Below are 26,012 nucleotides of genomic sequence, written 5' to 3'. Positions count from 1 at the left end.
CTGCAGCCTACTCGTACATGTCTTACACATAAGAAAGGGGAACAACATGGTTGCCGTCGTTTCAGGGAATGGTCTGGGCCTGCTGGGCACCTCGCTGTCACAATGGGGCCAGGCAGCCGGCGGAAATGCCATGGCCGGCACCAACGGCGGGCGCGGCTACGTCAACGTCGCAACCGGCAACCTGATCCTGCAGAATCAGGATGAAAGCCTGGTCATGCAGGGCCTGGCCGCCAGCCTCACGCGCACCTACAACAGCCTCGGCACCACCGGCGACCTCGGATCGGCCGCCTGGATGCTCGGTCTGGAGCGTCGCGTCGGCAACGTCACCGGCACGGTGAACACGGCCGGCAGCACGGTCACGCGCGACGGTGGCGACGGCGAGGAAGAAGTCTTCACCTACGACGCCACGCGCGGCCTGTACGTGGGCACCGACGACACCGGCGCCGAGGACACCCTGGCCTGGGACAGCACCAACTGGACCTACACCGCTGGCGGCACCCTCAAACAGGAAACCTATGACTCCACGGGCACGCTGACCGCCCTGACCGATCTCACGACCGGTGCCAGCTACACGCTCAGCTACAACGGCAGCCAGCTGACCGCGATCACCGGCAGCGACGGCGAGGCGCTGGAGCTGGGCTACGATGCCCAGGGTCGCGTGCAGACCCTGTCGACGCTGGAAATCCCGCCCGGCGGCGGCACGGCCGTGACGCGCAGCCGCGTCACCTACGGCTACGACAGCCTGAACCGCCTGACCTCGGTGACGACGGATCTGACGCCGGACGACACCGGCGACAGCAGCGCATTCACCACCACCTACACCTACGATGGCGACAGTCTGCGCGTGGCCTCGCTGACCCGCAGCGATGGCGTGACCGTCAGCTACACCTACGCCCAGGACACTCAGGGCGCCTACCGCATCGCCACCGTGACCACCGGCAGCGGCGCCGATGCGCAGACCCTGAGCTTCAGCTACGACCTGACCGCGCGCACCACCGACGTCACCGATGCCAGCGGCCAGGCATGGACCTACGCCTACGACGCCGACGGCAACCTGACCTCGGTGACTACGCCGGCAGTCAACGGTCAGCGCCAGGTCACCAGCTACACCTACACCACCGATGGGCGCGTGGCCTCAATCACCGATGCCCTGGGCCACACCACCATCTACGGCTACGACGCGCACGGCAACCGCGTGCTCGAGCGCGATGCCGACGGCAACACCGTCACCCGCACCTACAACGCCGACGATCAGCTGCTGACCCAGACCGTCTACCGCACCCCGGACCCGGACGGCACCGACGCCGCCGGCAACGGTCAGCCCGGCGATCCGGCCACCACGCGTTACGCCTACGACGACCAGGACCGCCTGCGGTTTGTGATCGATGCCGACGGCGACGTGCAGGAAACCCAGTACTACGCCACCGGCGAAGGCAATGGCGTCGGTCAGGTGAAGATGACGCGCAGCTTCGCCGCAGCGGCCTACGATCTCAGCGGCCTGGACAGTGTCACCGCACCTGATCTGGCGACGATGACCACCTGGGCGGCCAACCAGGACCTGACCCGCACCACGCGGATGGATTACAGCTACGACGTCGCCGGGCGGCTGACTCAGCAGACGACCTGGGACCAAGTCGATGCCAGCGGAAACGGCGTGCAGAGTTCCGGCACCGCGATCACCGGCTACGTCTACGATGCGCGCGGGCTGCTGTGCCAGCAGATCACCGAGCGTGGCGCCGACCGCACCACGCTGGATACGGTGTCCTACAGCTATGACGGGCTGGGCCGGTTACAAGCCAGCACCGATGCCACCGGCGCCACGACCAACTATCTGTACCAGGACGACCTGGGCGCGATCCAGGTCACGCAGGCCAACGGTCTGGTGACCACGCGCATATACGACAGTGCCGGCGAACTGGTCACGGTGACCCAATCGGTCAGCGGTGAAGCTACCCGCACCACGCACTATCTGTACGACGCCGAAGGCCGCCTGCGCGCCGTACAGGCTCCGGGCGGTGAAGTGAGCTACACCTTCTACGACGCGGCCGGCCAGATCAGCGGCACGGTCGACGCCACCGGCGCCGTCACGCGTCACGTACGCGACGCCGATGGTCACGTGGTCGAAACCATTTCCTATGCCACACGCGTAGACACGACCACCTGGCTCGACAATGGCGCACTGAGCGCCTCGATGCCGGCCGATATCGACACCATCGCGCCCAATGCATCGACAGACGATCGCATCGTACTCAGCCTGTATGACGCAGCCGGTCAACACATGGCCGATGTGGACCCGCAAGGCAACATCACCACCTATGGCCATGATGGCGTGGGTAACCGGGTCCGCACCACGAGCTACGCCGCCGCATTGACCAGCGCACAATTGGACGCCCTGCGCGCTGCACCAGACTGGTCCACGCTGCAGAGTGACCTGAGCCCTGGGGGTGACGATCGCACCACACACACGTTCTACGATCTCGCCGGCCGCGTGGTCGCTACACTCGACGCCAATGGTGCCGTGGGCACCGTCACCTACGATGCTCAGGGTCACGTAGTGCGCACGACGTCCTATGCCGTGCCATTGGACGCGAATCAGCTCTCCGCCCTGGGCGATACGCCGACACTTTCGGCCTTGCTGGGCGACGTCAGCAACACCGCCAGCGACCAGATCACGCGCAACTATTACGACACGCGTGGCCAGCGGGTCGCACAAGTCGATGCCGCCGGCGACCTCACCGTCTGGGAGCGCGATGAAACACTGCACAACCGCACATCGACACGTTACAAACAGGCACTCAGCGCCGCTCAGCTCTCTGCGTTGACCGGCCAGGAAACGACTGCTGATCTGCTCAACCTGGTCAACGGCTCCGCTTCGCAACAACAGCTCGACAGTTATGATGCCGACGGCCGCCTCACTGACCATACCGATGCGGACGGCACGCTCACGCACTACGACTACAACGCCGCCGGGCAGATGCATGTCGTCACAGTGACGCCTCCGAACAGCGGTCAGGTGCACACCACTACGCTCGACCACGACGCCTTCGGCGATGTCCTGACGCGGACCGACGCCGCCGACATCACCACGACCTACACCTACAACGCCGACGGCGAGAAGACCTCGGCCACGGACGCGGACGGCAACACCACCTGGTACTACTACGATGCCGACGGTCGCCTGACCTACACCGTGCGCGGCCTGGCCGTGAACGGCACCGCCAATCAGCGCGGTGAGGTCATCCACGTCACCTACAACGCCTTCGGCCAGGCCACCGGCACCACGCGCTATGCCGCGCTGCTGGACCTGTCCACCGATCCGGTCGACACCACCACCACGCTGAGCACCCTGGACACCCGTGCGCTGGCCATCGCCGATGCCAGCCACGATGCGGCCACCACGACCACCTACACCCTGGACGGCCAGGTCGCCTCGACCACCGATGCCCGCGGCTACCTGACGGCCTACACCTACGATGCCTTCGGCGAGGTGACCCAGGTGCAGCAGCAGCGCAGCGAGCCCGGTCAGGCCCTGTCCGCGTCCAACAGCACGACCACGACCTACACCTACGACGCGATGGGCCAGCGCGTCGCCGAGGTGGACGATGCGGGCGGTCTGGATCGCGCGAAGTCATGGACCTACGACGCCTTCGGTAACGTGACGTCGATGACCGATGGCCGCGGCACGGTCACCACCTACACGTACGACCAGCTCGGTCGGCAAATCAGCACCACCCAGACCGTCGACGGCCAATTGCGCCAGACCCAGGCTAGCTACGACGCCTTCGGCCGCGTGGTGTCCCAGACCGACGCCCGCGGTCAGATCACCCAGTATGCGTACGACCTGACCACTCACACCGTCACCGTCACCACGCCCGAGGGCGTGACCACGAGCACGCACAAGGACGCCTACGGCGACGTGCTGTCGGTTACTGACAACGCCGGCGATCAGACCACCTACACCTACGACGGCGATGGTCGCGTGCTGACCCGCACCGATGCGCTGGGCCACACGTTGCAGTACTCCTACGATGCCGTGGGCAACCTGCAGCAGACCACCGACGCCACCGGCCACGTGGTCGCCTATACCTACGATGCCGATGGCCACGTGCTGACCCGCACCGTCGACCCGAACGGTCTGGACGAGGTCACCACCTACACCTACGACGGCGTCGGCCGCACGCTGAGCGTGACCGACCCGAACAACGTGCTGACCACCTACAGTTACGACGCCGATGGTCACCTCGTCAGCCAGGTGGTCGATGCCGACAACGGCGACGGCCAGAGCCATCTGCAGCTGACCACCACCTACACCTGGGACGGCGCCGGTCACCAGCTGTCCGTGACCGAGGGCGCCGGCACTGCTGCGGCGCGCACCACCCAGTACGTCTACGACGATCTGGGACGGCGCATCCAGACCATCGTCGATCCGGGCAATCTGAGCCTGACCACGAGCTACGTCTACGACGCCGACGACAACCTGGTCGCCACCACCGACGCCGACGGCCACACCACGCGCCGGGTCTACAACGAGGCCAACCAGCTCGAATACAGCATCGATCCCACTGGCGCGCTGGTGCAGCGCAGTTACGACGTCGACGGTCGTCTGATCAGTGAGCGCGCCTACGCCACGCAACTGACCGCGAGTCAGCTCAGTGCCCTGGGCACCGCGCCCAGCGTCGCCGCCGTGGCCGCCGACGCCACCGCCGACAGCGATGACCGCCTCACCTACAAGGTCTACGATGACAACGGCCGACTGCGCTACACCGTGGATGGTCAGCAGGGCTGGGTAACCGAATACCGTTACGACGCCAACGGCCAGGTCGGCGAGACACTGGCCTACGCCAACGCCCTCAGCATCGACAGCACCCTGCAGCAGTCCCTGGCCAGCGGTCAGGCCTACAGCAGCATGGCGGGCGCCCTCAGCACGGCGGGCAACACCGACGCCACCGCCGAAGCCAGCCTGACCCTGTACGATGCGGCCGGTGAAGCGCGCTTTAGCGTGCGTCAGGTCGAGGTCAACGGCCAGTTGGTCGGCGTGGTATCCGAGCAGCAGTACGATGCCGCCGGCCGCGTGGTGGCCTCACTGAAGTACGGCACCACATTGACGCTGGACCCCAATCAGAGTCTGGCCGACCAGCTCAGCACCAGCGGTGTCGCGCAGCAGCTGCAGAGCGCGAGCAGCCAGCGGACCCGCTACGTGTACGATCAAGCGGGTCAGCTGCGCTACACCATCAATGCGGCCAACGACGTGGTCGAGCAGCGCTACGACGCCGACGGCCAGGTCACGGACACACTGACCTACCTCCACGCCATCGCCGAACCGGCGAGCCTGAGCGAGGCCGACGTGGGCACCGCGGTCGCGGCGGCCAACGATGCCGGTAGCACGCGGGTGTCCAGCACCGACTACGACAACGCCGGACGCATCCATACCACCAGCGACGCCCTCGGCGTCAATGCCACCTACGTCTATGACGCCACCGGCCTGAAGACCGCCAGTACCGATCGCGACGGTCATACCTGGACCTACGTCTACGACACGGCCGGGCGTCAGATCCAGCAGATCAGCCCGCCGGTCGACGTCACCGTCTACACCAGCGGCAACGCGACCAGCACCAGTCACGAATCCCTGACCACGGTGCTGACCTACGACGGCAACGGCAACGTGACCAGCCGTACCGACGCTTACGGCACCGCCCAGGCGCGCACGATCCGCTACGCCTACGACGCCGCCGGCCATCAGGTCCAGACCACCTACCCCGACGCCGGCTACGTCGACACGGCCGGCACCTTCCACGCCACCAGCGGCACCGGCAGCACCACGGCCACCGTGACCTACAACGCCTTCGGCGAGGCCACCGTCAACAAGGACGCCAACGGGCACTACGAATACAAGGTCTACGACACTGACGGCCAGCTGACCTACGACATCGACGGCAACGGCTACGTCACCGCCTACGCCTACGATGCCTTCGGCAACACGACCCAGGTCACCCGCTACGCCACCGCACTGGACAAGGGTGCCATCGGCGGATGGACCGAAGGACAGACGCTGACCGACAGCCTGATGCAAGGGCATCCGCCTGTCGATGCGAGCAAGGATCGTCACGTCACCACGACCTACGATCAGCTCAACCGCAAGACGCAGGTGCAGCTGGACGCCATCGACTACAGCTTCGCCACGGGACCGCATTTCCTCACCGCAAGCCATGCTCAGCCCACCACGACGTACACCTATGACGCCTACGGCAACCTGACCAAGACCGCCGTGCTGATCCAGGACGCCTATGGCTCTCCGGGTGATGCGAACTATGCCGAGCCGGTCTGGGCCACGACCTACAACTACTACAACGCGCTCGATCAGAAGACCCTCAGCGTGGACCCGATGGGCTACGTGACCGCCTGGGCTTACAACGCCGCCGGTCAGGTCAGCACGACTACCGAGTATGCCCGCGCCATCTCCACCTCCGGCATCAGCACCGCCACCGCACCCGGCCTGCCCGGCGCCGGCGATGCGCAGATCGGCTACGACCGCACCACCACGACCACCTACGACCTGCTCGGCCGCAAGCACGTCCAGACCCAGACCGGCCACTACGCCTACGTCAACGGCGCCGTCGGCAACGGCAGCGACAGCCTGGTCACCACCTTCGAGTACAACGGCGAGAGCCGCGTCACGTCGATGACCGTCGGCGACGGCATCACGGCACGCGTCACCAGCACGATCTACGACGGACTGGGCCGGGTGATCCAGGTCACCGAGCCGACGCGCAAGGTGCTGGTTTCGGACTGGCAGACCCAGCTCAAGAACAACAGCTCCCTGAACCTCTCCAGCGCATCGCTGTACACCAACGTCGCGCCGGTCACCACGGTCCAGTACGACGCCCTGGGCAATGCGGTCACCACTGCGCGTACCGACGGCACCACGACCGAGACCACGCACGACCACTACGACAACCTTGGTCGTCAGGTCATCGAGGTCGACGCCACCGGGGTGTCGCGCTACAGCGCCTACGATGCGATCGGCAACCGGACCAAGAGCTGGTACACCCTGACCGAGAACGCCGCCACCGGCACCGGCACCACGAGCATCACGGTCACCACCACCTCGACCTACGACGCCGACAACCAGCGCACCGGTACCGTCACGCATCGCTCGAATCAGGCCGCGAACCAGAACGACAGCGCGGAATACGTGCACTACAACGCCTTCGGCGAAGTCACCGCCAAGGGCGACGTGGTTCCCAATGCGGACGGCAGCAATCTCGAGGCGCAGTACACCTACGACCATGCCGGCTATCTGGTCATCGGCATCGACGCCAAAACCGGCGCTTCGCGTTCCTACACACGTGCGCTCGACGGCGCACAGCTATCCGAAGCCTGGTGGGTCGACAGTCAGCATCACTCCGTCTGGAACACCTGGAAGCTCGATCTCGACGGTCGCCGCATCGAGGAGATCCATCCCAACACGAACGCGTCGACCGGCGAGAGCAGTTCGCACGTCACCCACACGTACGATCGTTGGGGCAATGTGCTGACGACCGTCAATGACTACGAATCAGGCATCGCCACGACCACCTACAGCTACGACAGTCAGAATCACCTGATCAAGGAAGTCGAGCCCAACGTCCTCGTGGTTTCGGCCGGTGGCGTGCGCACCAAGGAAAATCCGGTCAAGCAGTGGTACTACGACGTCAACGGCCGCCTGATGCGCGTGACCGACGAGAACGGCCACAGCACGAACTATGTCTACGATGCGGCCGGACAGCAGACCCGAGTCACCGACGCCACCAACGCGACCACCTACACGGCCTACGATGGACTGGGCCGCGCGCTGGCCGTGCAGACGCCCTCGGTGCAAACTGTCACAGGACAGGGCTCGGTCGTCCACATCACCTACAAGACCTACAACAAGGTCGACCAGGTCACCGCCGAAGGCGATTTCATCAACGATACCGGCGATTCGTCCAAGCGTATCCAGCAGGCCCGGCAGACCTACACACTCGACCAGGACGGCAACCGCCGCCAGGTCACCGTCAAGGTCAGCGACACGCTGAGCACGACCAGCTACTACACCTACGACAGCCAGGGACGCGTCCTCAAGAGCCAGACGCCGATCCAGCGCACCAACGGGGTGGCCGAGACCTATACCTACGACGTCAACGGCAACAAGCTCTCCGAGACCAACGCCAACAACGAGACGATGTCGTGGACCTACGACTACTTCGGGCGCGTGCAGACGCACACCGACCTCAGCGGGGCCACCTACAACTACACCTATAACGACTACACCGGACTGCTGACGAGCGTCAGCAGCAGCTGGACACCCGGGCAGTCCGGCGACCCCGGCTACCTCACCTCGGTCAACGACGCCAGCGGCGGCAGCACGATCCAGTACAGCTACTACGCCGACGGTCAGCTCAAACAAGTCACCAAGACCACTTCCGCGCAGACTTCGACCACCAGCTACCAGTACGACAGCAGCGGCAACCAGACCGCCTCGATCACGCAAACTGCCGATGCTGCGGGTCAGACCCTGCACAATGCGACATTCACCGAATACGACAGCCACAATCGCATCTCGGTCGTGACCAACGAAAATCCGGACAGCGGCACCGGACTCATGCGCGAGGTCTACAACTACGACGCCGTCGGCAATCGACGTGCGGTGTTCGTGCAGAGCGCCTACCCCTCTGGCGATACGGCCGTATCCACCGCCACGGGCGACCCGACCGGTTCGAGCATCGGCACGCAGACCGTGCAGCCAGGCTCGAATCTCTCCGTATCGCTCAACGACCACTTCACCGATCCGCTGGGTTTCGGCCTGACCTATGCCGTCACCCAGCAGAACGGCTCGCCGCTGCCCTCCTGGATCCATTTCAATGCAGCGAACGGCACGCTGACCGGCACCGCGAGTTCGGATGGCTCCTGGACCATCAAGGTCGTCGCGACGGACGTGAATGGCAATTCCAGCTCCGCGATCACCTTCACGGTAACCGTGCCCAAGGTGGCGCCGACCTTCGGCGAAAGCCTGTCGCCGCCCACCGGAAAAATCGGCACCGCGCTCAGTTTCAGCTCCTCCACCGCTTCCGATGCGAACGGCGCTTCGATCACCTACAGCGCGCAGTACTACGACTCGGGCAATGGGCAGTGGAAAGCCCTGTCCGACGGACTGGGCTGGCTGAGCTTCAACACCAGCACCCGCACCTTCAGCGGCACGCCTCCCGTCGGCAGTCTGGGCGACCATCAGGTCCGCGTGGTCGCCACCGCGTCGAACGGTGCCGTCGGCTACAACACCGCCACACTGACCGTCGCGGCCACGCCGCCCCAGTACCACAGCGGCACAGTCAGCAATCAGACCGGCTTCAACGGCCGCCCCTTCAGCTACACCATTCCGTCCAATGCCTTCACCGAATCGGACGGCACCACCCTCACCTACAGCGCATCCAATCTGCCCACCTGGATGAGCTTCAACGCCTCCACGCGGACCTTCAGCGGCACCGTGCCTTCTGATGCGGTCGGCAACACCTACACGCCCACCATCACGGCCACCAATCCCCAGGGGCAATCGGCGAGCGCCTCGTTCTCGCTCACCATTCAGCAATACATCCAGCCGCCACCGGTCTACAACGGCACCTACACCACCCAGACCGGCGAGATCGGCGGCAGCTCGATCAGCATCCCGGCCAGCGGCGCCTTCACCGAACCCGACGGCGGACCGCTCACCTACACCGCGGAAGTGTATGTCCCCGAACACACGGATACGCACTTCAACCCCAAACTCGAAGACTACGTCACCAGCGACACACCCGCTGCGTGGGTAGACATCAGTCGCGTCGGGCTGTCCATCAACGCCACCAACGGCACGATTTCGGGCGTGCCGACCACACTGAACTACGGCACCACGGAGATACCCGGGGAGTACACCACTCGCGACACCAGCTATGCCTTGAAGGTCATCGCTACCAACGGCCAAGGTGGTACGGCATCGGCGCAGTTCAATCTCGACAACACCGTCGCCCCACCGTCCGTGATCAATGCGATCGCCAACCCCTCGGCCAAGAACCCGGGCAGCGGCTCGATCACCATCGTGCAGAGCAACACCTTCAGCGACCCGTACGGTGCAGGTCTGACCTACAGTGGCTCAGGGCTACCGAGTGGGGTGACCTGGAGCGGAAGTTCCCTGAGCATTGGTACAGTGAAGTCTGGCACCTACACGATCAAGGTCATCGCCACAGATGCGCTGGGCCACACGGGGTCCGCAACGTTTAGTTTGACTATCAACAATGTAGCGCCAACCTGGTCCGGAAGCGTCACCAACAAGACCTTCCAGCAAGCCAAAACCATCAGTTCCTTCCACATTCCGTCAGCCACGGATGCGAACGGCGACTCGCTGAGTTACAGCGTGTCCAATCTGCCGTCGGGACTGAGCTTCAATGCATCCACTCGCACCATCAGCGGCACACCGACCAGCACCGGAACCCGCACAGTGACTTACAAGGCCAACGATGGCCATGGAAGTACGATCAGCGGCACATTCAGCATCACGGTCACAGCCGCTGCGCCACCTGTCTACAACGGCGGCATCCCATCCACGGTCACTTTCGGAACAGACAGCTACACCTACACCATCCCCTCGGGAACCTTCAGCAGTCCGGAAGGCTATTCGCTGACCTACTCATCCAACGCCAGCGGCTGGCTCAGTTTCAATGCCAGCACTCGCACGTTCACGGCCACACTGGACATCATCCAACAGGACGAAACCGTTACCGTAACGGCGACCGACAGTCTCGGACATTCTGTGTCGGCCACTTTCGCAGCCCATGCCAATGCGCTGCGCAACCCGAAACTGTTCCCATATGCCACCACAGCCAGCAGCCCCCAGGGCTCAGGACAGTCCGCGGGTGGCGGGGGCGTCTCCACGCAATTGATTCGCATACCGCCGGACACCAGTGACGGCGGCGGCGGAGGTACATCTGGAGGTACATCCGGCGGCACGTCGGGCGGCACATCCGGCGGCACCACCACAACCGCCAACATCCAGTCCTACTGGTTCACCTACGATGCCGACAACCGCGTGGTCATCAGCGACGGCAAGCTGTCCAACGGGCAGATCCTGATCAAGCGCGAAGCCGAGTCCTACAAGCTGGCCTACGACGCCGCGGGCAATGCCATCACCCGCACCACGCTGAGCACCGATACCGATACCCTCGGCGACACCCTGATCCAGCAGTCGTACTACGATCTGCGCAATGAACTGGTGAGAGCCGACTACGCCATCGACCAGACCACCGGCGGCGCCGCCACGGGACTGGAGGAAACCCGCACCTACGACATCGCCGGCCACCAGCTGGCCGTGGTGCACTACTTCAAGCTCGGCACCCTGATCGACCCGGGCTTCCAGTACTACGCCAAGTACGACCCCGACGGCTACCCCGGCCCCATCGATGTCGGCGGCGACGTTTCCACCGCCACCGTCGATCATTACGATCACGATGGCCGCCTGTATCAGGAGCAGAACTTCGGCCACCCCGCCGGCTGGGACGGAAGCTCCTCCACCGGCGCCCCCACCGACCCGCTGCCCGCTGTCGACCAGACCACCTGGAACAGCGCCGATGGCAACGGCGGTTCGTTCTCCCTGATCGACGAGACCACCTACCGCGACGCCAGCGGCAACTCCGGCTACGACAAGGCCGGCAACGTCACCGCCTACGAGTACTACGTCACCGACATCTCCAACGGTGGCCTTGATCAGCGCACCAGCCGCTACACCGTCTCCTACATCAAGAAAGACACCTACCTGGAGAAGAAGACCGACGGCACCAGCACCAACAGCAACTACCTGCCCGCCACCGACACCAGCTACTACGATGACTTCGGCGAGCGCGTGGCCCTGACCGACACCATCCACCTCAGCGACGGCAGCAGCCAGACCAGCGCCCGCGTATTCGCCTACGACGCCAACGGACAGATCCTGCGTCGACGCGACGACAGCCAGGTCGGCACTACCTTCGCCGACAGCGGCGGCGCATCGCGCAACCACTACACCTACGTCCAGGGCAAGCAGGTCGGCGCCATCGACGAGGCCGGCAACATCGACGTCCTCGACGGCCTGACCGCCTTCAGCAACACCAACGCCGGCACCAGCGGCTACGTCGTCGAACTGGGCGACTCGCTGCAGAGCATCGCCCAGGCCGAATACGGCAACACCAGCCTGTGGTACGTCATCGCCCAGGCCAACGCCCTGTCCTCCAACGACGACCTCGTCGCCGGGCAGAACCTGGTCATCCCCGAAATCACCACCCACAGCAACGACGCCAGCACCTTCCGCCCCTACAACGCACAGCGCATCGAAGGCAGCACCACCCCCTCGCTGCCGCACGTGCCGCCGCCGCCGCCGAGTCATCACTGCAGCACGTTGGCGACGATCATCGTCATCGCCGTAATCGTTGTCGTCAGCATTTACACAGCGGGACTGGCTGCCGAGGCATTCAGCTCCGTTGCTGCAGGTACAGGCGCGACGGCAGGAGCCGCCGTCGGAGCAGCCGGTGCAAGCACCGCAGCAGCAGCAAGCTCCACCTGGGCCTTGGGCGCCTCTGTGCTGGCCGGGACCAGCAGCCTCGGTATCGGTGCCACGGTTGGCGCGGCATTCGTGGGAGGAGTCGCCGGCAATATTGCCGGTCAAGTCGCGGGTGACGCCACGGGTGTCCACCAGGGCTTCTCGTGGAAAGAAGCCCTGAGTGGCGGAGTAACCAGCGCAGTCACGGCAGGTATCGGATTCGGACTTGCCCATTCGGATACCTTTGGAGATGTCGCTCACGCAAACGCGCTTGCCGGCAAGTACGAATTCAAGCCAGCTGGCAACTATGTCTTCGGTGCGGGCGGCTATGCCGCGGGCGTAGCCGGAAACTACGTTGCCCACCAACCCACGCAGTTCAGCTGGGCCGGTTTGATCAGCTCGTCAATCAGTTCCGGTGTGGTGGCCCAAGTAGGTCTCAAGAACAAGCTGCAGCAGCATATCGGCGATGGTTCGCATGACTTCACAGCCAACGTTCTGGGTGGATACGCCTCCGGTGGCCTGCAACACGAATTGACTTCGGCGCTGGGCGATCATCGTGTCGAAAGCTGGAACTCCATCGGAGAAGATGCCTTTGGCAATGCGCTAGGCAACGCTGCTATCTCTGAATCCATCAAACTCGGCCAGCGTAGTGATCAGCTTGCCCGGATGCGGGAAGCCGCCTATGGAGGTCCGTTGCTGTCCTACGTCGACACCAGTCAGGCCGGTGCCGGACAGGAAGGCTCCCTTCTGCCCAAGGAGCCAAGCCCTGCAACAGCAACGGAATTGTCCGCTATTAACGTCACGGCAACTGCGCTCGATGTCCCGCCGGCCTCGCCTACGAGCGTCTCGATCGATCCAACCGTCGAACGCATGCTCGACCAGTCGTTCGTTATCCGTAAAAACCCGTACAGCTACCAGCCTGCTCTCTTAGACACTCATCTACTGGGCGAGCAATGCACGCTAGGCAGCCTTGACGTGCTGAATAGACCACGCCAGGAAGTGCGGGGGACCCCGCTTACCAACGGCATGGTGATGTACGACGATCTCAACAAGGCCATTGCCGAAGATTCCCAACCAGTAAACCTGGTAATGGCGCCGCAGAACTACCTTCTGGACGAAATCGCCAAGCATGTTTTAGTCGGCTACGGAGACCTGGCTGCAGACTGGTACACAAGCTCAAACTACGGAGGCATCGAACAAGGCGTCAATCCGGTTACCGGAGACGTCAAGATGGGCAATGAGATCTACGACGGTCGACTGAACTCGGCGGCCGTTGCAATCACGACGGTGATGAGTGGCGGTTCGGAGTCGCTCCTTGAAGATGCCGCGTTGTCAGGACGATCTCTCTTCTCCGAGTGGCCGACGAGCTTCAACCTCACGCTCGGCAGGGAGAGCGCCCTTCTTTCGGAGGATGCCGTAAGCCTCAGCCTGTCTTCGTCACGATCCGCATTGAGTAGTGAAGTTAGTAGCCTCCAACTGTACAATCAGCCAGAAAATTGGTGGTTGGAGGTTCCAGACACGGCAGGTGCGGGGCCGCTAACTTCAGGCGGGCAAGCAAATGCAGCTACCGGATCTCAGCTGAACTCCCGACTCATCGGCGATGAGGTTGCCAGCGGGCACGCATTTGATAAGCACGTGGTTCAAGGTGGAGAGTTTGCAGATCTAGGTATCTCTACACGACAGCAGTATGCGAACTTCGTTGAAGACATAGTGGGGAACCCGGCCACGCAGACGAGATATGCGTCTGATGGGACGGTGTATTATCTTGACGAATCCACACAAACGATCGTCATACGTGGGCAACGAGGTGAAGCTACGGCGTTCAGGCCAGAATACGGGGTGGGTTGGGACAATTACCTGAACACTCAAGTTCCACGTAATGTAAACGTGCCGGCGTTTGATCCAGTGCAGAATGGGAGATATTGAAGTGTCCGAAGTAAAGGCTGTGCAAGTAACGCTTACCGTGGATGAGCTTAGGTATGTCATCGCATGCGGTGCTGCGTTGCTGCAAAATATCCCAGAAAGCTCTTTGCCAACATACTCCAAATTCACTAAGCAGCAAATAATCGATTTTTCAGTGAAAATGCGCGACGAACTAGAAAGGTTTGGTTTCGATATGTAGGAAAATAGACGGCTCCTAATCGGAGCCGTTCTTTTATGTTCCAAACACGGTGTGCTGTCCGCTGTCCGGATAGCCGTTGCAGGCAACCCAAGAAGCCATTTTTTCGATCAGGCAACGCGTCGAGCGAGCTCGAAGCCGTGAAATCCGTCTGCGCCGCCCTCCAAAACGGGAGCGTGGACGCCTCGATCGGTCATTTTTTGACAACACGCGCAGCCGCATCCGGTCCGCGTTGCGGACAGTGATTTTGGCGGGATAATCCGGCTCAGCGTTGCAGGTATTCGCCCTGCAACAGTCCGCCCCACCCCTCGAACCACAGCAATTTGCGGGGTGGCCGTTGTACATCGATGCCCTCCCAGGCTTCCGATGGCGTGCATCCGCCCAGGTGCTGATGCGTGCGCACGTGCTTGTACCAGAAACGGAAGGCCGCCAGGGAAACACGTAGTGCACCTACGTCGGCGACAACCCAGCAGTCGAGCTTTTCCTTGAGCGTGCCGAAGAAACGCTCGATGCGTCCGTTCTGCCAAGGGCAATGCGGTTCGATGGTTTGATGCCGGATGCCCAGCGCACGCAGCGCCGACGTGAAGTCGCGGCTAAGGAAGATCGCCTCGTTGTCGGTGCGGATGGCCTTGGGCTTCCCATAACGCCGGATCGCCATGCGCAGCTGTCGCAGAATTGTCGTCGCCTTCTTGTCCAGCAACGCATCGAGCACCAGACACCTCCGTGTACCGTGATCGATCAAACCCAGAAGAAAGTGCCCTGCTCCCGTACCATCCGTCTTGCCGGTGCCATCCAGTCCCCAGACACGATTGCGCGGTCCTGGCTGGTAACGGCGCTGCTTGAGGCAACGCCGTGATCGCGCAATCTGCGTCGTATGGCGCTTGAGCAGATCGGCGACGAAGGTCTTGCTGACGCGCATGCCTCGATCCCGATGCCGACGATTGAACACATCCGCCAACTTGCGACAGCTCAGCCTCGAACGTGCCGCCAGCGTGATGATCTCCTCACGCACCCAGATTGGCTTGACGCGTGTGCGCACGGTGCATTCGGCATCGCGGTGGACGACGCGTCCAACCGCGCGAGATGCGCGGCATCGACGCCGGCTTCGAATCCCCTCGCGTACACGTGCGCAGCACAACCGCACGACCAGCAATGACACCAGCAGCAAGAGCATGCGCTTTCCTGAAAGAAAGACATACGTATCGGCCAGATGAAGCCGCCGGTTTAGAGCGGCGTCGTCATCGGGGCTGCAAGCCAACGCGGCACCACCGCCAACATCCAGTCCTACTGGTTCACCTATGACGCCGACAACCGCGTAGTCATCAGCGACGGCAAGCTGTCCAACGGGCACATCCTGCTCAAGCGCGAAGCCGAGTCCTACAAGCTGGGCTACGACGCCGCGGGCAACGCCATCACCCGCACCACGCTGAGCACGGATACCGACACCCTCGGCAAACCTTGACTCCAGCAGTCGTACTACGACCTGCGCAACGAACTGGTGAGAGCCGACTACGCCGTCAACCAGACCACCTGGAGCAGTGCCGATGGCAACGGCAGTTCGTTCTCCCTGACCGACGAGACCATCTATCGCAACGCCGGCTACGACAAGGCTGGCAACGTCACCGCCTACGAGTACTACGTCACCGATATCGCCGACAGCGGTATCGATCAGCACACCAGCCGCCGGAAACGCCCTGCCTCACTTAGCAGGCCAACGCCTCCCGCTTCACCCGCAAAGCGTCCCGCAATCGATCGAGCGCTTGTCGATGCAGTTGCGAGATGCGGCCTTTGCTGACGCCGTACATCTCCGCGATGTCGACGAACGGCATGTGCTGGAAATAGTGCAAACGCACGATGTCACGTTGCCGGACGGGAAGACGGGCAATCGCATCGCTGGCCATCGATCGCATCTGGCTGCGCTCAGCGTGCGTGTACGGGGTGCCTTCGGCTTCCTGCGGAATCGAATCGGAGTTCAGCAGCACTCCGATGCCCAACGAGATGGTGAGTCGGACGAAGGCGTCGACCGGATCGTCTTCCGTTTCGCCCTCGGTCAGCGACTGCACTCGATCGCCGAGGACCTGAGCGCTTTTCGGCTGATACGGCCTATACGCCGCACTGCGCAAATCCTTGAGTCCGTCGAAGACCGCGCCCCGCACACGATGCCGGGCATAACTTCGGAACGAGACACCCATGCCGGGATCGAAGCGCTCGACGGCCTCGATCAGGCCGATCGTCGCGTTCTGCACGAAATCGGCCCAGTCGGCCTGGGCGACACGCACGCGAACCAGCACGTCACGGGCGACGAGCCGCGACCAGTCCGCATGGTAGACGACCAGCGCATTGCGCGCTTCGATATCGCGGTCGGCGATCCATTGCTCCCACAACTGGCGCTCTTCCTGCTCCAATCGCCCCCCGTCAATGCACGTGATAACCCGCCAGAAGTGCCTGCGCGATCAACGTCCAGCCGTTGATGAGCAGGAACAGCAGAATCTTCAGGGGCAGACTGATCGTGGCCGGCGGCACCATGATCATGCCCAGCGCCATCAGGATCGCGGCGACGACCAGATCGATCAGCAGGAACGGCAGAAAGATCACGAAACCGATCTGGAAGGCGGTGCGCAGCTCGCTGAGCATGAAGGCCGGCACCAGTTCCAGCGCGGTCACGTCGTCCATGGTGCGCGGCGGCGACTTGCCTGCCATCTTCACCACCGCCAGCAGGTCGGCCTCGCGCGTCTGCCGGATCATGAAGGTCTTGAACGGCTTGAAGCCCTCCTTCACCGCGGCCGCTGCCGGCAGCTTGTGGGCCAGGTACGGATCCAGCGCCGTCGTCTTGGCCACGGAGAACACCGGCATCATAGTGAACAGGGTCAGGAACAGGGCCAGCGCGATGAGCACGGCATTGGGCGGCGTCTGCTGCAGACCGAGCGAACGCCGCACCAGCGACAGCACCACGGCAATGCGCGTGAACGAAGTCACGCTGATCAGGGCCATGGGCAGGAAGGACAGCGCCGTCAGCAGAAGGAACGAGCGCAGGATGGACGAATAGTCGTCGCCGGCCGCGCGCGTCAGCGCGTCCTGCAACGGATCCGCCAACGCGACCGGGCAGACGCAGCAGAGAAGCACGATCCCCAGGATCAGCAGGAAGAGGCGGCGATCAATCCGCATGACCGGCCTCCCCTTCGCCGTGTTCCATCACCTGCACGCGCTGCGAGGATTCCACGACCAGGTATTCGCGTTCGCCGTGTCGAAGCACGTAGGCATGCGTCGCCGGGCTGAGACGCAGACGCGCCGCGACCCGGAGATCCTCGCTCTCGGTCCGCAGCGGCGTGCGCGTCCAGCGCTGCAGCCAGCCCTTCTTCCGCGCCCACAGAAGCGCCAGGAAGATCAGCGCGAGCAACACGACCGTGACCGTCAGCGCAGTCGTCAACGTGCCCGAAAAGCCCACCGCATCGGTGCGGTACGGGATGGCCGGTGCAGGCGCGGACGCCGCGATGCGGTTCAACATCGCCAATTTCACGCAAGCTCCACGATCTTGATGCCGAAGTGATCGCCGGACGCCACCAGTTGTCCACGTGCAAACGTCTTGCCGTTCAAGCGCAGTTCCAGCAGTTCGTCCAGCCCGCGATCCAGCTTGAGCACCTGCCCTTCCGCCATCTGGAACAACTCGCCGATGGTCGACACGGCGTTGCCGACGACGACGTCCAGCTGCACGGCGACATGGCCGAGCGCATCGACGTCGCGTTTGACCATCGGCTTTTCGCCGGTCGCGCTGGTCTCGTCCAGCTCCTCGAATTGAATGGATTCGACTCGTGTCATGTTCATTGCTTCTCCAGGCCCTCGGCCTTGTCTTCTCCCAAAACCACGGCAAAACGGCCCTGCCGTGCGCCCAGCCGGGCCTTTCCGACGGCTTCGCCACCATCGATCCTCACATCCACAGCCGCATCGAGCTTGCGCTCGGTCAGCAGGACATCGCCCACCGACAGATCCACGACTTCACGCAGCGCGGCCTCGCCGACGGGAAGCACGATCTGCAACGGCAATCCGGTCGCGTCGAGACAGGCGTTTCTCGGCACCAGCGGCCATTCCCGCGCATTCGCGGCAAGCACTGGCACCAGCGTGTCCACTGCGGCCCGATTGAGGTGCATGTCCAGAACCTGGCGCTCGAACGCCACGCGCATCCAGACGCCGCCCCATGCCGGGGCATCTGCTTCCGCACTGTCTTCACCGGATGCCTCTTCGAAGGCATCCGGCGCGTGCGCATCACGACCGAAGATGCACGAGGCAAGATCCTCGACGGCCTTGCGCGAAAGCTCCCGCGCAAACGGCTCGCCGGCCGCATCGGCAGGCACATCCATCCACAGACAGGCCAGTCGCCTCCAGGTCGCGCGATCCCATACAGTGTGTGCGCAGGCCGACTCGTGGCGTGCGATGAATCGCTCCCGGCCTTCTGTGTCCGGCGCCTCTTCGAGCATGGTGATCACGGGCGCATCGATGTCCTGCGCGGCGCCCCAGCGCTGCATCCATTGCCTGATGCGATCCTGCACGGCCTCGGCGAGGCGCTGCCGACGGGTTTCGCCAATCCAACCGAAACGACGCATATCAACCACCACGCGTGGCGTTGTAGAGCTGCTGCAGCATCTGGTCGGACACCGTCATCACGCGCGAGCTTGCCTGGTAGCCGCGCTGGATCACGATCATGTCGCCCAGCTCCTGCGACAGATCCACGTTGGACATTTCCAGCGTGCTGCCCGAGATCGTGCCGAACAGCCCCTTGTTGGCTGCGCCGATATGCGGATCCTGATTCGGCGGCGACTGATACAGACGACCGTTCAGGCGCTGCAGCGAGGTGTTGTCGTCGAACGTGGCCAGCGCCAGCTGCGGCCCCGTCTTCTTCTCCTGATCGGTGTAGGTGAAATTGAGCACACCGCTTTCGTCGAAGCTCAGGCTGGACACGCCGATCACGCCATGACCGTCATCGGGCGTGGCCGTCAGGCTGCTGGGCAAGCCCGAAAACTGCGTGGTGCCGTTGGTCGTCCCCGGCGCACCGAAGCTCAAGGTCACATCTTGGGACTGCCCGGCGAGCGTCAGGCTGAGATCGACCGTGTTGTAACCGCTCTGGATGGCACCCGTGCCGTCGAAACGAATTTCACCGCTCCCGACGCTGGTGCCGGAACCATCGAGCACCGACACCTGCCAGCTACCTGTCGCGGTGCCGTTGTTTTTGGTCAGCTGCGCGGTGTAGGTGTGCGCCGTGCCCTCGGCATCGTAGATTTTGATGCTGGAGATGCTGGCGGTGGAGTCCTGCGCCAGCAGGTTGCCGCTGACTTTGACCAGGCTGGTCGCCTCCGCCGGAAGCGATTTCATGTTGCTGATGTTGATGTCGACCAGCTTTCCGTCGGCGTCCAGTCCCTGCACGCGATAGCCCTGCACGGTGTCGACCAGGTAACCGTCACTGTTGAACGTGAACTGGCCGGCGCGGGTGTAGTACATCTCGCCCGTGCTGGTGTCGCGCAGCACGAAAAGGCCCGTACCCTTGATCGCCACATCGGTGGCGTTTCCGGTCTGCTGCATCTGTCCCTGGGCGGTGTTGATGCCGCTTCCGTCGACCCGGACCCCGTCCTCGTCCATCACGTTCTCGTAGAAGGACTCGCTGCCCTGGAACCCCGGCGTATTGAGGTTGGCGACGTTGTTGCTGATGGTGTCGAGACTCTTGGAGAAGGCGAACAATCCCGACAGGCTGTTGTAGAGCGCTTGAAATGAAGGCATGACGAACCTCAGGGCGTGATTTGCGTGATCTGCGACGGCTTGACGCCGGTCACGACGTTGCCGCCCGACGTGGTGACGGACAGCGTGACGCCGCTGCTGCTGAACTGGATGGCGCTGACCGCACCGATCGTCGACGTACCGCTGTTGCCGGTGAACGCGACGTTCTGGTTGAGCAGTCCGACGGCCTGCCCATTCGCACTCAGCGAAAGCAGATTGTTCAGTCCCTGCACCGTTTCCTGCTGCTGCTGGATGCCGACGAACTGCGCCAGCTGGGTGAGGAACTGACTGTTGTCCATCGGCTGCATCGGATCCTGGTACTGCAGCTGATTGACGAACAGCTTGATGAAATCCTGTTCGTTGATGTTCGAATTTTTTCCGACCGAGGTATCCTGGTTGCCAAGAATCCCGCCGATTGCGTCCACGGACATAAGCGCCCCCTCCTTATTGTGATAACGACCCAGATCCCGATCGGGACCATGCCTGCCTGCCATTGACCATCACCCGCTCGGGCGTGGCACCGAGTTGCTCGGAGAGCGACCGGTACTGCGCGACGAAGGTGTTGCGCTCCGTATCCTGCAGACGGTAGTCACGGACCCAGAGCGTCCATCCACCGTCGCGGGAGCGCGAGTGCCAGAGCATCCGCTCCGGCCATGAAACGACTGCGGAGAAATCCCGTACGACACTGCGCACGACACGCCCCTCCTCGCCCTGCTCCAGACCGTCCTGTCGCTGCAGCGATACCGCCATGCCGGTGAACGAGATTTCGCTTGCCGAAACCGGCGGGGCCGAATCGGACATGGCGAAGCGGACCGCACCGGAACGCGGTTGCATGAAGACAGATGACACCTGCTGCGGTTTCGCCGCCGGCGGCTGTACCGCGGCCGCGGGCCGCTCCGCCACCGGGATCACCGACAGATAGCCATTCGCATACCAGTGCTGCAGGTACACGCGCGCCGCACCGGGCAGAGACGGACCGCTGCGCATATCGCGCAAGGGAACCGAAGCAGTGCCGGCAAACTCCCGCGCCAGCACATCGTGCGCGGTGATCATGTTCGCTTCCGGCGTGGAGGATGACGGTGACTCGTGCATCCGCTCCCCGCGGCTCGCGTCTGCCTGCCCGTGCCGGGCCTGCAGATGATCGCGAAAATCCTGCGTATCCTCCCGGTCGCGCACGGGATGCGTGTTCGCACGCTGTTCGCCGCCGTGATCGCGGGAGAGTTCCAAAGCGTGCTTCATGATCGAGGCATGCATCGATCACAGCCCTCCGAGATAACGATTCAAGATCCAGCCCTGGATCGCAGTCTCGGCCTGGGAACGCGCCTTGGACGCATGATCCTCCATGGCCGCGGCCTCCCCGGCTTCCTCGACCCGGCTGCGGTAGTGATGCAGGGACGAACGTTTCTGGGCGCGATCCGCGCTGACCTCACGCAGAAGACTCAGCGATGCGGACTCGTGATCGACACGCTCACCGAGCCGGTCGCACAGTTCGCGCATCAGCACCAGGCGCCCGATCTGCGTCGAGGATTCGCGAATGATCTCTCCGGCGACCTTCTGCGCCACGTTCACGCGCTCCGTGGCGGCATCGACCACCTCTTCCTGTGCGTGTTCCTCGCTCACGGCGAGCGCCAGTTCGAGCATGGCTTCGGCCTCCTGCACGCGCGCCACGCGCTGCATGGCCCGGAAAGTCCGTATTCGTCGCATGCTCATGCGGCCGACTCCTCATTCAACACGAGATCCGCGAGTTGCTGCATGGCCTCATCGCGCGGCGTGCTGTCCCCCGGCTCCTGGGAAAGAAAACGTTCCAGCGCGGGCGAGATCTTCACCGCATGATCCAGTTCCGCGTCATGCCCTTCCTTGTAGGCGCCCATGGCGATCAGGTCCCGGGCCTCCTCGAACTTCGAAAGAAGCAGGCGCGTCTTTCGCGCCACTTCCCGTGCGGACCGGTCGACAAGCTGGTTCATCAAGCGGCTCACGCTGCGCAGCGGGTCGATGGCCGGAAGACGGCCGCGATCCGCCCACTGCCGAGACAGCACGATGTGGCCGTCGAGAATGGCGCGCATGTGATCGGCCACCGGCTCGTTCATGTCGTCGCCCTCGACTAGAACGCTGTAAATCGCCGAGATCGATCCCTTCTCGCGCACGTTCCCACATCGTTCGACGATCGCCGGCAAGCGGTTGAAGACTGAAGGCGGATATCCCCGGGACGTCGGCGGTTCACCGGCGGCCAGCCCGATCTCTCGCTGCGCCATGGCGTAGCGCGTCATCGAGTCGAGGATGAGCATGACGTTCTTGCCCTTGTCGCGGAAATATTCGGCCACCGCGTGCGCCGCATGCACGGCGTGCACGCGCACCAGCGGCGGCTGATCTGCTGTCGCGGCAATCACCACCGCGCGGCGCAGCCCCTCCTCGCCGAGAACCTGCGTCACGAAATCGCCTACTTCACGGCCACGCTCGCCGATCAGGGCGATCACCGAAATATCGGTCTGCGCCTGGGTGGCGAGCATGCCCAGCAACGTGCTCTTGCCCACGCCGCTGCCTGCGAACACGCCCACGCGCTGCCCCAGCCCCATTGCCAGCAACCCGTCGATAGCGCGCACGCGCGTTTCCAGCACCTCGCTGATCGGCTCCCGGTGCATCGGATTGAGCGGTTCGCGGAAAACCGGGTTGCGGGTTTCGTAATGCAACGGCGGGCCTTCATCGAGGGGCTTGCCGAAGGCATCGAGCACACGACCGAGCATGGCTTCGCCGACCGGCACGTCGCGACGCCCGCCCATGGCGACAATGCGTGCACCCGCCGACAGTCCATGCGTATCGCCGTAGGACATGAGCAGTACGCGACCCTCACGGAATCCGACCACTTCCGCCTCAATGTCGCGCCCGCCGTGCTCGTCACGGATGAGGCACAGTTCGCCGATGGATACATCCGGTCCGCGCGCCTCGAGCACGCTGCCGGCACTCGCGACCAGTTCGCCACGGAATGCACAAAGCTCGGCATTCGCAATGGCATCCACGCTGGCCCGGGAAAGCATCATGCGCCAACGCCTCTCGGCTTCAATGTCGCAAGCAGCGCCTGCATGATCGAGGCAAGCTGGCTTTGCAGACTGGCCTCGACATCGCCCTTGGCCGTGCGCACGACGCACTCCCCCGGCCCCAGCGTCGAGTCAATTTCCCATTCGATGCCGTCGTCGGCTTCGGGCAATTCCGGAAAATCCTCGCGAGAGACGCACACGCGCGGCGACGACAGATTGCGCTCCGCAATCAGCTTGCGGCACATGCGCTCCACGACCGCGCGCTTTTTCTGCATGTTGCCCAGGATGCGACACAACGCCGTGAAGGCGATTTCCACGGCGAGCGCCTCGGCATCGGCGAACACCGATTCATGCGCCGCTTCGAATTGTGCCGAAGAATTGCTCAAGGCCTCGCGCCACTGCGTTCTGACTTCTTCGAGCGCAGCCTGCTCCTCGCGACATGCCTGCTCGGCCGCCTCGAGCTTGCCGCGCGCCTCCTTGTCGCCATCGGCATAGCCGGCGTCGAACCCTTCCAGATAGGCCGCGCGATACGCCTCGGTCTCGGCCGCATCATACTCAACCGGCTGCAGGGGCTCGGTCGGCACGACGCGTGGCCCGCCGTCACGCGCGAGCTCGCGCGGAGCCTCGCCGAATTCGACCCGGGATGCCGCCACCTTGCGGATCATGACTCGCTTCCCTCCCGGACCGCATCGTTGGCGGAAGTCCGCGCATGCATCCGCTCGGCAACCGCGTGGGCATAGCCTTTCGGCAAACGATCGGGCAAGCACTCGAAACACGCGCGCACCGAAGCCGCCCGTTCCGGCGTGCAGTTGGCTGCATACATGTCCAGATGATCGGGCGCGCAGGCGCGCAAAGCCGTGGCGGCCCAGTACGGAGAAAGATCGCGCAGGGCGAGAAGGAGTTCCTGCGGCGGCGGCGGCACGGCGTACACGCTTCCGTCGTCCAGCTCCTCCTGCACACAAGAGACCAGCTCGGGCGTGACTTCACCCATGGACCGCAGCTTGCGGCTCATGCTGCGCAGCTGGGCTGCTTCGTCCGCAGGCAGGCGGCGCAGGATCCAGGCCCGGTCCGACCGGTGCATGGCGGCCAGCGCGAGAGCGGCCTTGCGTGCCTCGAGCGGATTCATGCCACCGGCTCCCTGCACCACTGCCGGATCTGGTCGAGCACGCGATCGCGCTCTTCCGGCGACATCCGCTTCTTGCCGCGGCTGCGCCGCGCCAGGAAGATCACCATGATCAGCAGGACCAGCACCACCGCCAATGCGGCGTACATACCCCATGCGCGCCAATCGCGAACTGCGGACCAGACCCCGGCGCGTACGTGCCTCTGGGACTTCATGACCGGAGCATGGGCCGAAACCGCGAACCGATTCGACGACGTTGCCGATGCGGCATGCGCCGGCATGGTCGCACTCACGGGATGCACGCTGGCGATGTCGATATGGTCCCCTCGCGCCGCATCCATGCCGAGGCCGGCCGAGACAACGCGATCCAGCGCCACGACCTGCTTGTTGTCGAGCCCCCCGGGAATCACGATGCCAACCGAGATGTTCTCGATGCGCCCGGGCGCCTGCACGACATCCTGACTCTCCTTGCCATGGGCATAGGTGACTTCACGGCTATGAATGTCGCGATGCGACTTGCCGCTGACCTCGCTTCCGCCCGGGCGGGTATCGCTCTTCTCGCTCACCAGCAGTCCCCGACCGCTCTTGCCATTGGCAAGCAGCCGATCGCGAACGGTATGGACTTTGTCGTAATTCAATCGAACGGCCACGGACACCGTGAACTTCCTGGTCCCGAGCGCGCGCTCGATCAAGGAAGTCGCCTGCGCCTTCAGCTCGTTCTCGATACGCGTCTGCTGGGCCATCCGGTCCCCGAAGTCGCCCACGCCCTGCACGCCGTCGCCGGAACGGGAAAGCACCGCACCGCTCTGATCGAGAATGGTCACGGCCGTCGGCTTCAGACTCTCCACGGCCGAGGCCACCAGGCGCTGGATGCCGCGGACCTGACGCTGATGAATGCTCTGGCCAGGACGCAGCACCAGGGTCACGGCCGCCTTCGAGGCCTCCTTGCCGGTATCGAACAGCCCCGCATGATGAATCGTCAGGTGGACGCGCGAATACTGGATCTCCCGCATCGAATCGATCGTGCGCTCCAGCTCGCCCTGGAGCGCGCGTTGATAGTTCACCCGTTGCGCAAACTCGGTTACGCCGTAGTCGGAGTCCTTGAACAGTTCGAAGCCGGAAGCGCCACCATGCGGGATATCCTGCTCGGCGAGCTTGATGCGCGTCTGATAGACCTGATCCGAGGGGATCAGCAGATTCTTGCCGTCATTCTCGAAACGATAGGGAATACCCCACTTCGACAGCGCGCTGCTGATTTCCGTCGCATCGGCAGGACGAAGATCCTGCGCCAGCACGGAATACGTCGACTGCATCGTCCACCAGATCGCAACGCCCGCGGCCACGAGAATGACGAGGACCAACGCAGCGAAACCGATGCGCGCGCGTGTCGAAAGATTCTGAAAAAACTGTGCCATGTTC

At 63.6% G+C, this 26,012-nt stretch carries 16 protein-coding genes; 2 read left to right on the top strand and 14 right to left on the bottom strand.

Going from position 1 to position 26,012, the window contains the following annotated elements; translation table 11 throughout:
• The first annotated feature begins 46 nt into the window (after positions 1–46).
• Both HF690_RS08740 and HF690_RS08735 read left to right on the top strand, forming a co-directional pair.
• Complete coding sequence (locus tag HF690_RS08740; protein WP_168609176.1) at positions 47–14,482, top strand: putative Ig domain-containing protein; 14,436 nt, start codon at positions 47–49, stop codon at positions 14,480–14,482.
• Position 14,483: 1 nt separating this feature from the next.
• Positions 14,484–14,678, top strand: a complete 195-nt coding sequence (locus HF690_RS08735) for a hypothetical protein (RefSeq protein WP_168609175.1) — start codon at positions 14,484–14,486, stop codon at positions 14,676–14,678.
• 262 nt (positions 14,679–14,940) lie between these two features.
• On the opposite strand, the gene HF690_RS08730 is transcribed toward HF690_RS08735, so the two are convergent.
• Genes HF690_RS08730 through fliF form a run of 14 tightly spaced genes read right to left on the bottom strand, consistent with a single transcriptional unit; the run spans position 14,941 to position 26,008 of the window.
• Positions 14,941–16,350 (bottom strand): integrase core domain-containing protein, encoded by a 1,410-nt coding sequence (locus tag HF690_RS08730; protein WP_168609174.1) that lies wholly within the window; start codon positions 16,348–16,350, stop codon positions 14,941–14,943.
• A gap of 28 nt (positions 16,351–16,378) precedes the next feature.
• On the bottom strand, positions 16,379–17,080 hold the full coding sequence (locus HF690_RS08725) for a sigma-70 family RNA polymerase sigma factor (RefSeq protein WP_168609173.1): 702 nt from the start codon (positions 17,078–17,080) through the stop codon (positions 16,379–16,381).
• Between the two features lie 10 nt (positions 17,081–17,090).
• Entirely contained in the window at positions 17,091–17,840 is a 750-nt protein-coding gene (fliP, locus tag HF690_RS08720; RefSeq protein ID WP_168609172.1) for a flagellar type III secretion system pore protein FliP, read from the bottom strand.
• Positions 17,830–18,192, bottom strand: coding sequence for a hypothetical protein (locus HF690_RS08715; protein WP_168609171.1), 363 nt, complete (start codon positions 18,190–18,192; stop codon positions 17,830–17,832). Before HF690_RS08715 ends, fliP begins: the two co-directional genes overlap by 11 nt.
• Complete coding sequence (locus HF690_RS08710) at positions 18,189–18,497, bottom strand: FliM/FliN family flagellar motor switch protein (protein ID WP_168609170.1); 309 nt, start codon at positions 18,495–18,497, stop codon at positions 18,189–18,191. The genes HF690_RS08715 and HF690_RS08710 overlap by 4 nt, the downstream gene beginning before the upstream one ends.
• Entirely contained in the window at positions 18,494–19,273 is a 780-nt protein-coding gene (locus HF690_RS08705) for a FliM/FliN family flagellar motor C-terminal domain-containing protein (protein WP_168609169.1), read from the bottom strand. The genes HF690_RS08710 and HF690_RS08705 overlap by 4 nt, the downstream gene beginning before the upstream one ends.
• A 1-nt stretch (position 19,274) precedes the next feature.
• Positions 19,275–20,441: a flagellar basal-body rod protein FlgF gene (gene flgF / locus HF690_RS08700; protein WP_168609168.1), complete on the bottom strand. Its 1,167-nt coding sequence runs from the start codon at positions 20,439–20,441 to the stop codon at positions 19,275–19,277.
• A gap of 8 nt (positions 20,442–20,449) precedes the next feature.
• Positions 20,450–20,869 carry a flagellar hook assembly protein FlgD gene (locus tag HF690_RS08695; protein ID WP_168609167.1) on the bottom strand — a complete coding sequence of 140 codons (420 nt, stop codon included), beginning with the start codon at positions 20,867–20,869 and terminating at the stop codon, positions 20,450–20,452.
• Between the two features lie 13 nt (positions 20,870–20,882).
• A complete protein-coding gene (locus HF690_RS08690) occupies positions 20,883–21,692 on the bottom strand; it encodes a hypothetical protein (RefSeq protein ID WP_168609166.1) in 810 nt (269 codons plus the stop codon).
• A gap of 3 nt (positions 21,693–21,695) precedes the next feature.
• Entirely contained in the window at positions 21,696–22,148 is a 453-nt protein-coding gene (locus tag HF690_RS08685) for a hypothetical protein (RefSeq protein WP_168609165.1), read from the bottom strand.
• Positions 22,145–23,473, bottom strand: coding sequence for a FliI/YscN family ATPase (locus HF690_RS08680; RefSeq protein WP_240151690.1), 1,329 nt, complete (start codon positions 23,471–23,473; stop codon positions 22,145–22,147). The genes HF690_RS08685 and HF690_RS08680 overlap by 4 nt, the downstream gene beginning before the upstream one ends.
• Entirely contained in the window at positions 23,470–24,135 is a 666-nt protein-coding gene (locus tag HF690_RS08675; RefSeq protein WP_168609164.1) for a FliH/SctL family protein, read from the bottom strand. The genes HF690_RS08680 and HF690_RS08675 overlap by 4 nt, the downstream gene beginning before the upstream one ends.
• Positions 24,132–24,596 carry a hypothetical protein gene (locus tag HF690_RS08670; protein ID WP_168609163.1) on the bottom strand — a complete coding sequence of 155 codons (465 nt, stop codon included), beginning with the start codon at positions 24,594–24,596 and terminating at the stop codon, positions 24,132–24,134. Before HF690_RS08670 ends, HF690_RS08675 begins: the two co-directional genes overlap by 4 nt.
• Positions 24,593–26,008 carry a flagellar basal-body MS-ring/collar protein FliF gene (gene fliF / locus HF690_RS08665; RefSeq protein WP_168609162.1) on the bottom strand — a complete coding sequence of 472 codons (1,416 nt, stop codon included), beginning with the start codon at positions 26,006–26,008 and terminating at the stop codon, positions 24,593–24,595. The genes HF690_RS08670 and fliF overlap by 4 nt, the downstream gene beginning before the upstream one ends.
• Between the last annotated feature and the right edge of the window lie 4 nt (positions 26,009–26,012).

The organism is Oleiagrimonas citrea (assembly GCF_012395255.1).
In the GTDB taxonomy this organism is placed as follows: Bacteria; Pseudomonadota; Gammaproteobacteria; order Xanthomonadales; family Rhodanobacteraceae; genus Oleiagrimonas; species Oleiagrimonas citrea.
This window is presented reverse-complemented; position numbering and strand designations above follow the sequence as displayed.

Bases quoted from the DNA above. Each gene is read 5' to 3' on its own strand.
- HF690_RS08675 (WP_168609164.1), bottom strand. From the start codon at position 24,135: ATGATCCGCAAGGTGGCGGCATCCCGGGTCGAATTCGGCGAGGCTCCG.
- HF690_RS08740 (WP_168609176.1), top strand. From the start codon at position 47: ATGGTTGCCGTCGTTTCAGGGAATGGTCTGGGCCTGCTGGGCACCTCG.
- HF690_RS08695 (WP_168609167.1), bottom strand. From the start codon at position 20,869: ATGTCCGTGGACGCAATCGGCGGGATTCTTGGCAACCAGGATACCTCG.
- flgF (WP_168609168.1), bottom strand. From the start codon at position 20,441: ATGCCTTCATTTCAAGCGCTCTACAACAGCCTGTCGGGATTGTTCGCC.
- fliF (WP_168609162.1), bottom strand. From the start codon at position 26,008: ATGGCACAGTTTTTTCAGAATCTTTCGACACGCGCGCGCATCGGTTTC.
- HF690_RS08670 (WP_168609163.1), bottom strand. From the start codon at position 24,596: ATGAATCCGCTCGAGGCACGCAAGGCCGCTCTCGCGCTGGCCGCCATG.
- HF690_RS08710 (WP_168609170.1), bottom strand. From the start codon at position 18,497: ATGAACATGACACGAGTCGAATCCATTCAATTCGAGGAGCTGGACGAG.
- HF690_RS08680 (WP_240151690.1), bottom strand. From the start codon at position 23,473: ATGATGCTTTCCCGGGCCAGCGTGGATGCCATTGCGAATGCCGAGCTT.
- fliP (WP_168609172.1), bottom strand. From the start codon at position 17,840: ATGCGGATTGATCGCCGCCTCTTCCTGCTGATCCTGGGGATCGTGCTT.
- HF690_RS08705 (WP_168609169.1), bottom strand. From the start codon at position 19,273: ATGCGTCGTTTCGGTTGGATTGGCGAAACCCGTCGGCAGCGCCTCGCC.
- HF690_RS08690 (WP_168609166.1), bottom strand. From the start codon at position 21,692: ATGCATGCCTCGATCATGAAGCACGCTTTGGAACTCTCCCGCGATCAC.
- HF690_RS08685 (WP_168609165.1), bottom strand. From the start codon at position 22,148: ATGAGCATGCGACGAATACGGACTTTCCGGGCCATGCAGCGCGTGGCG.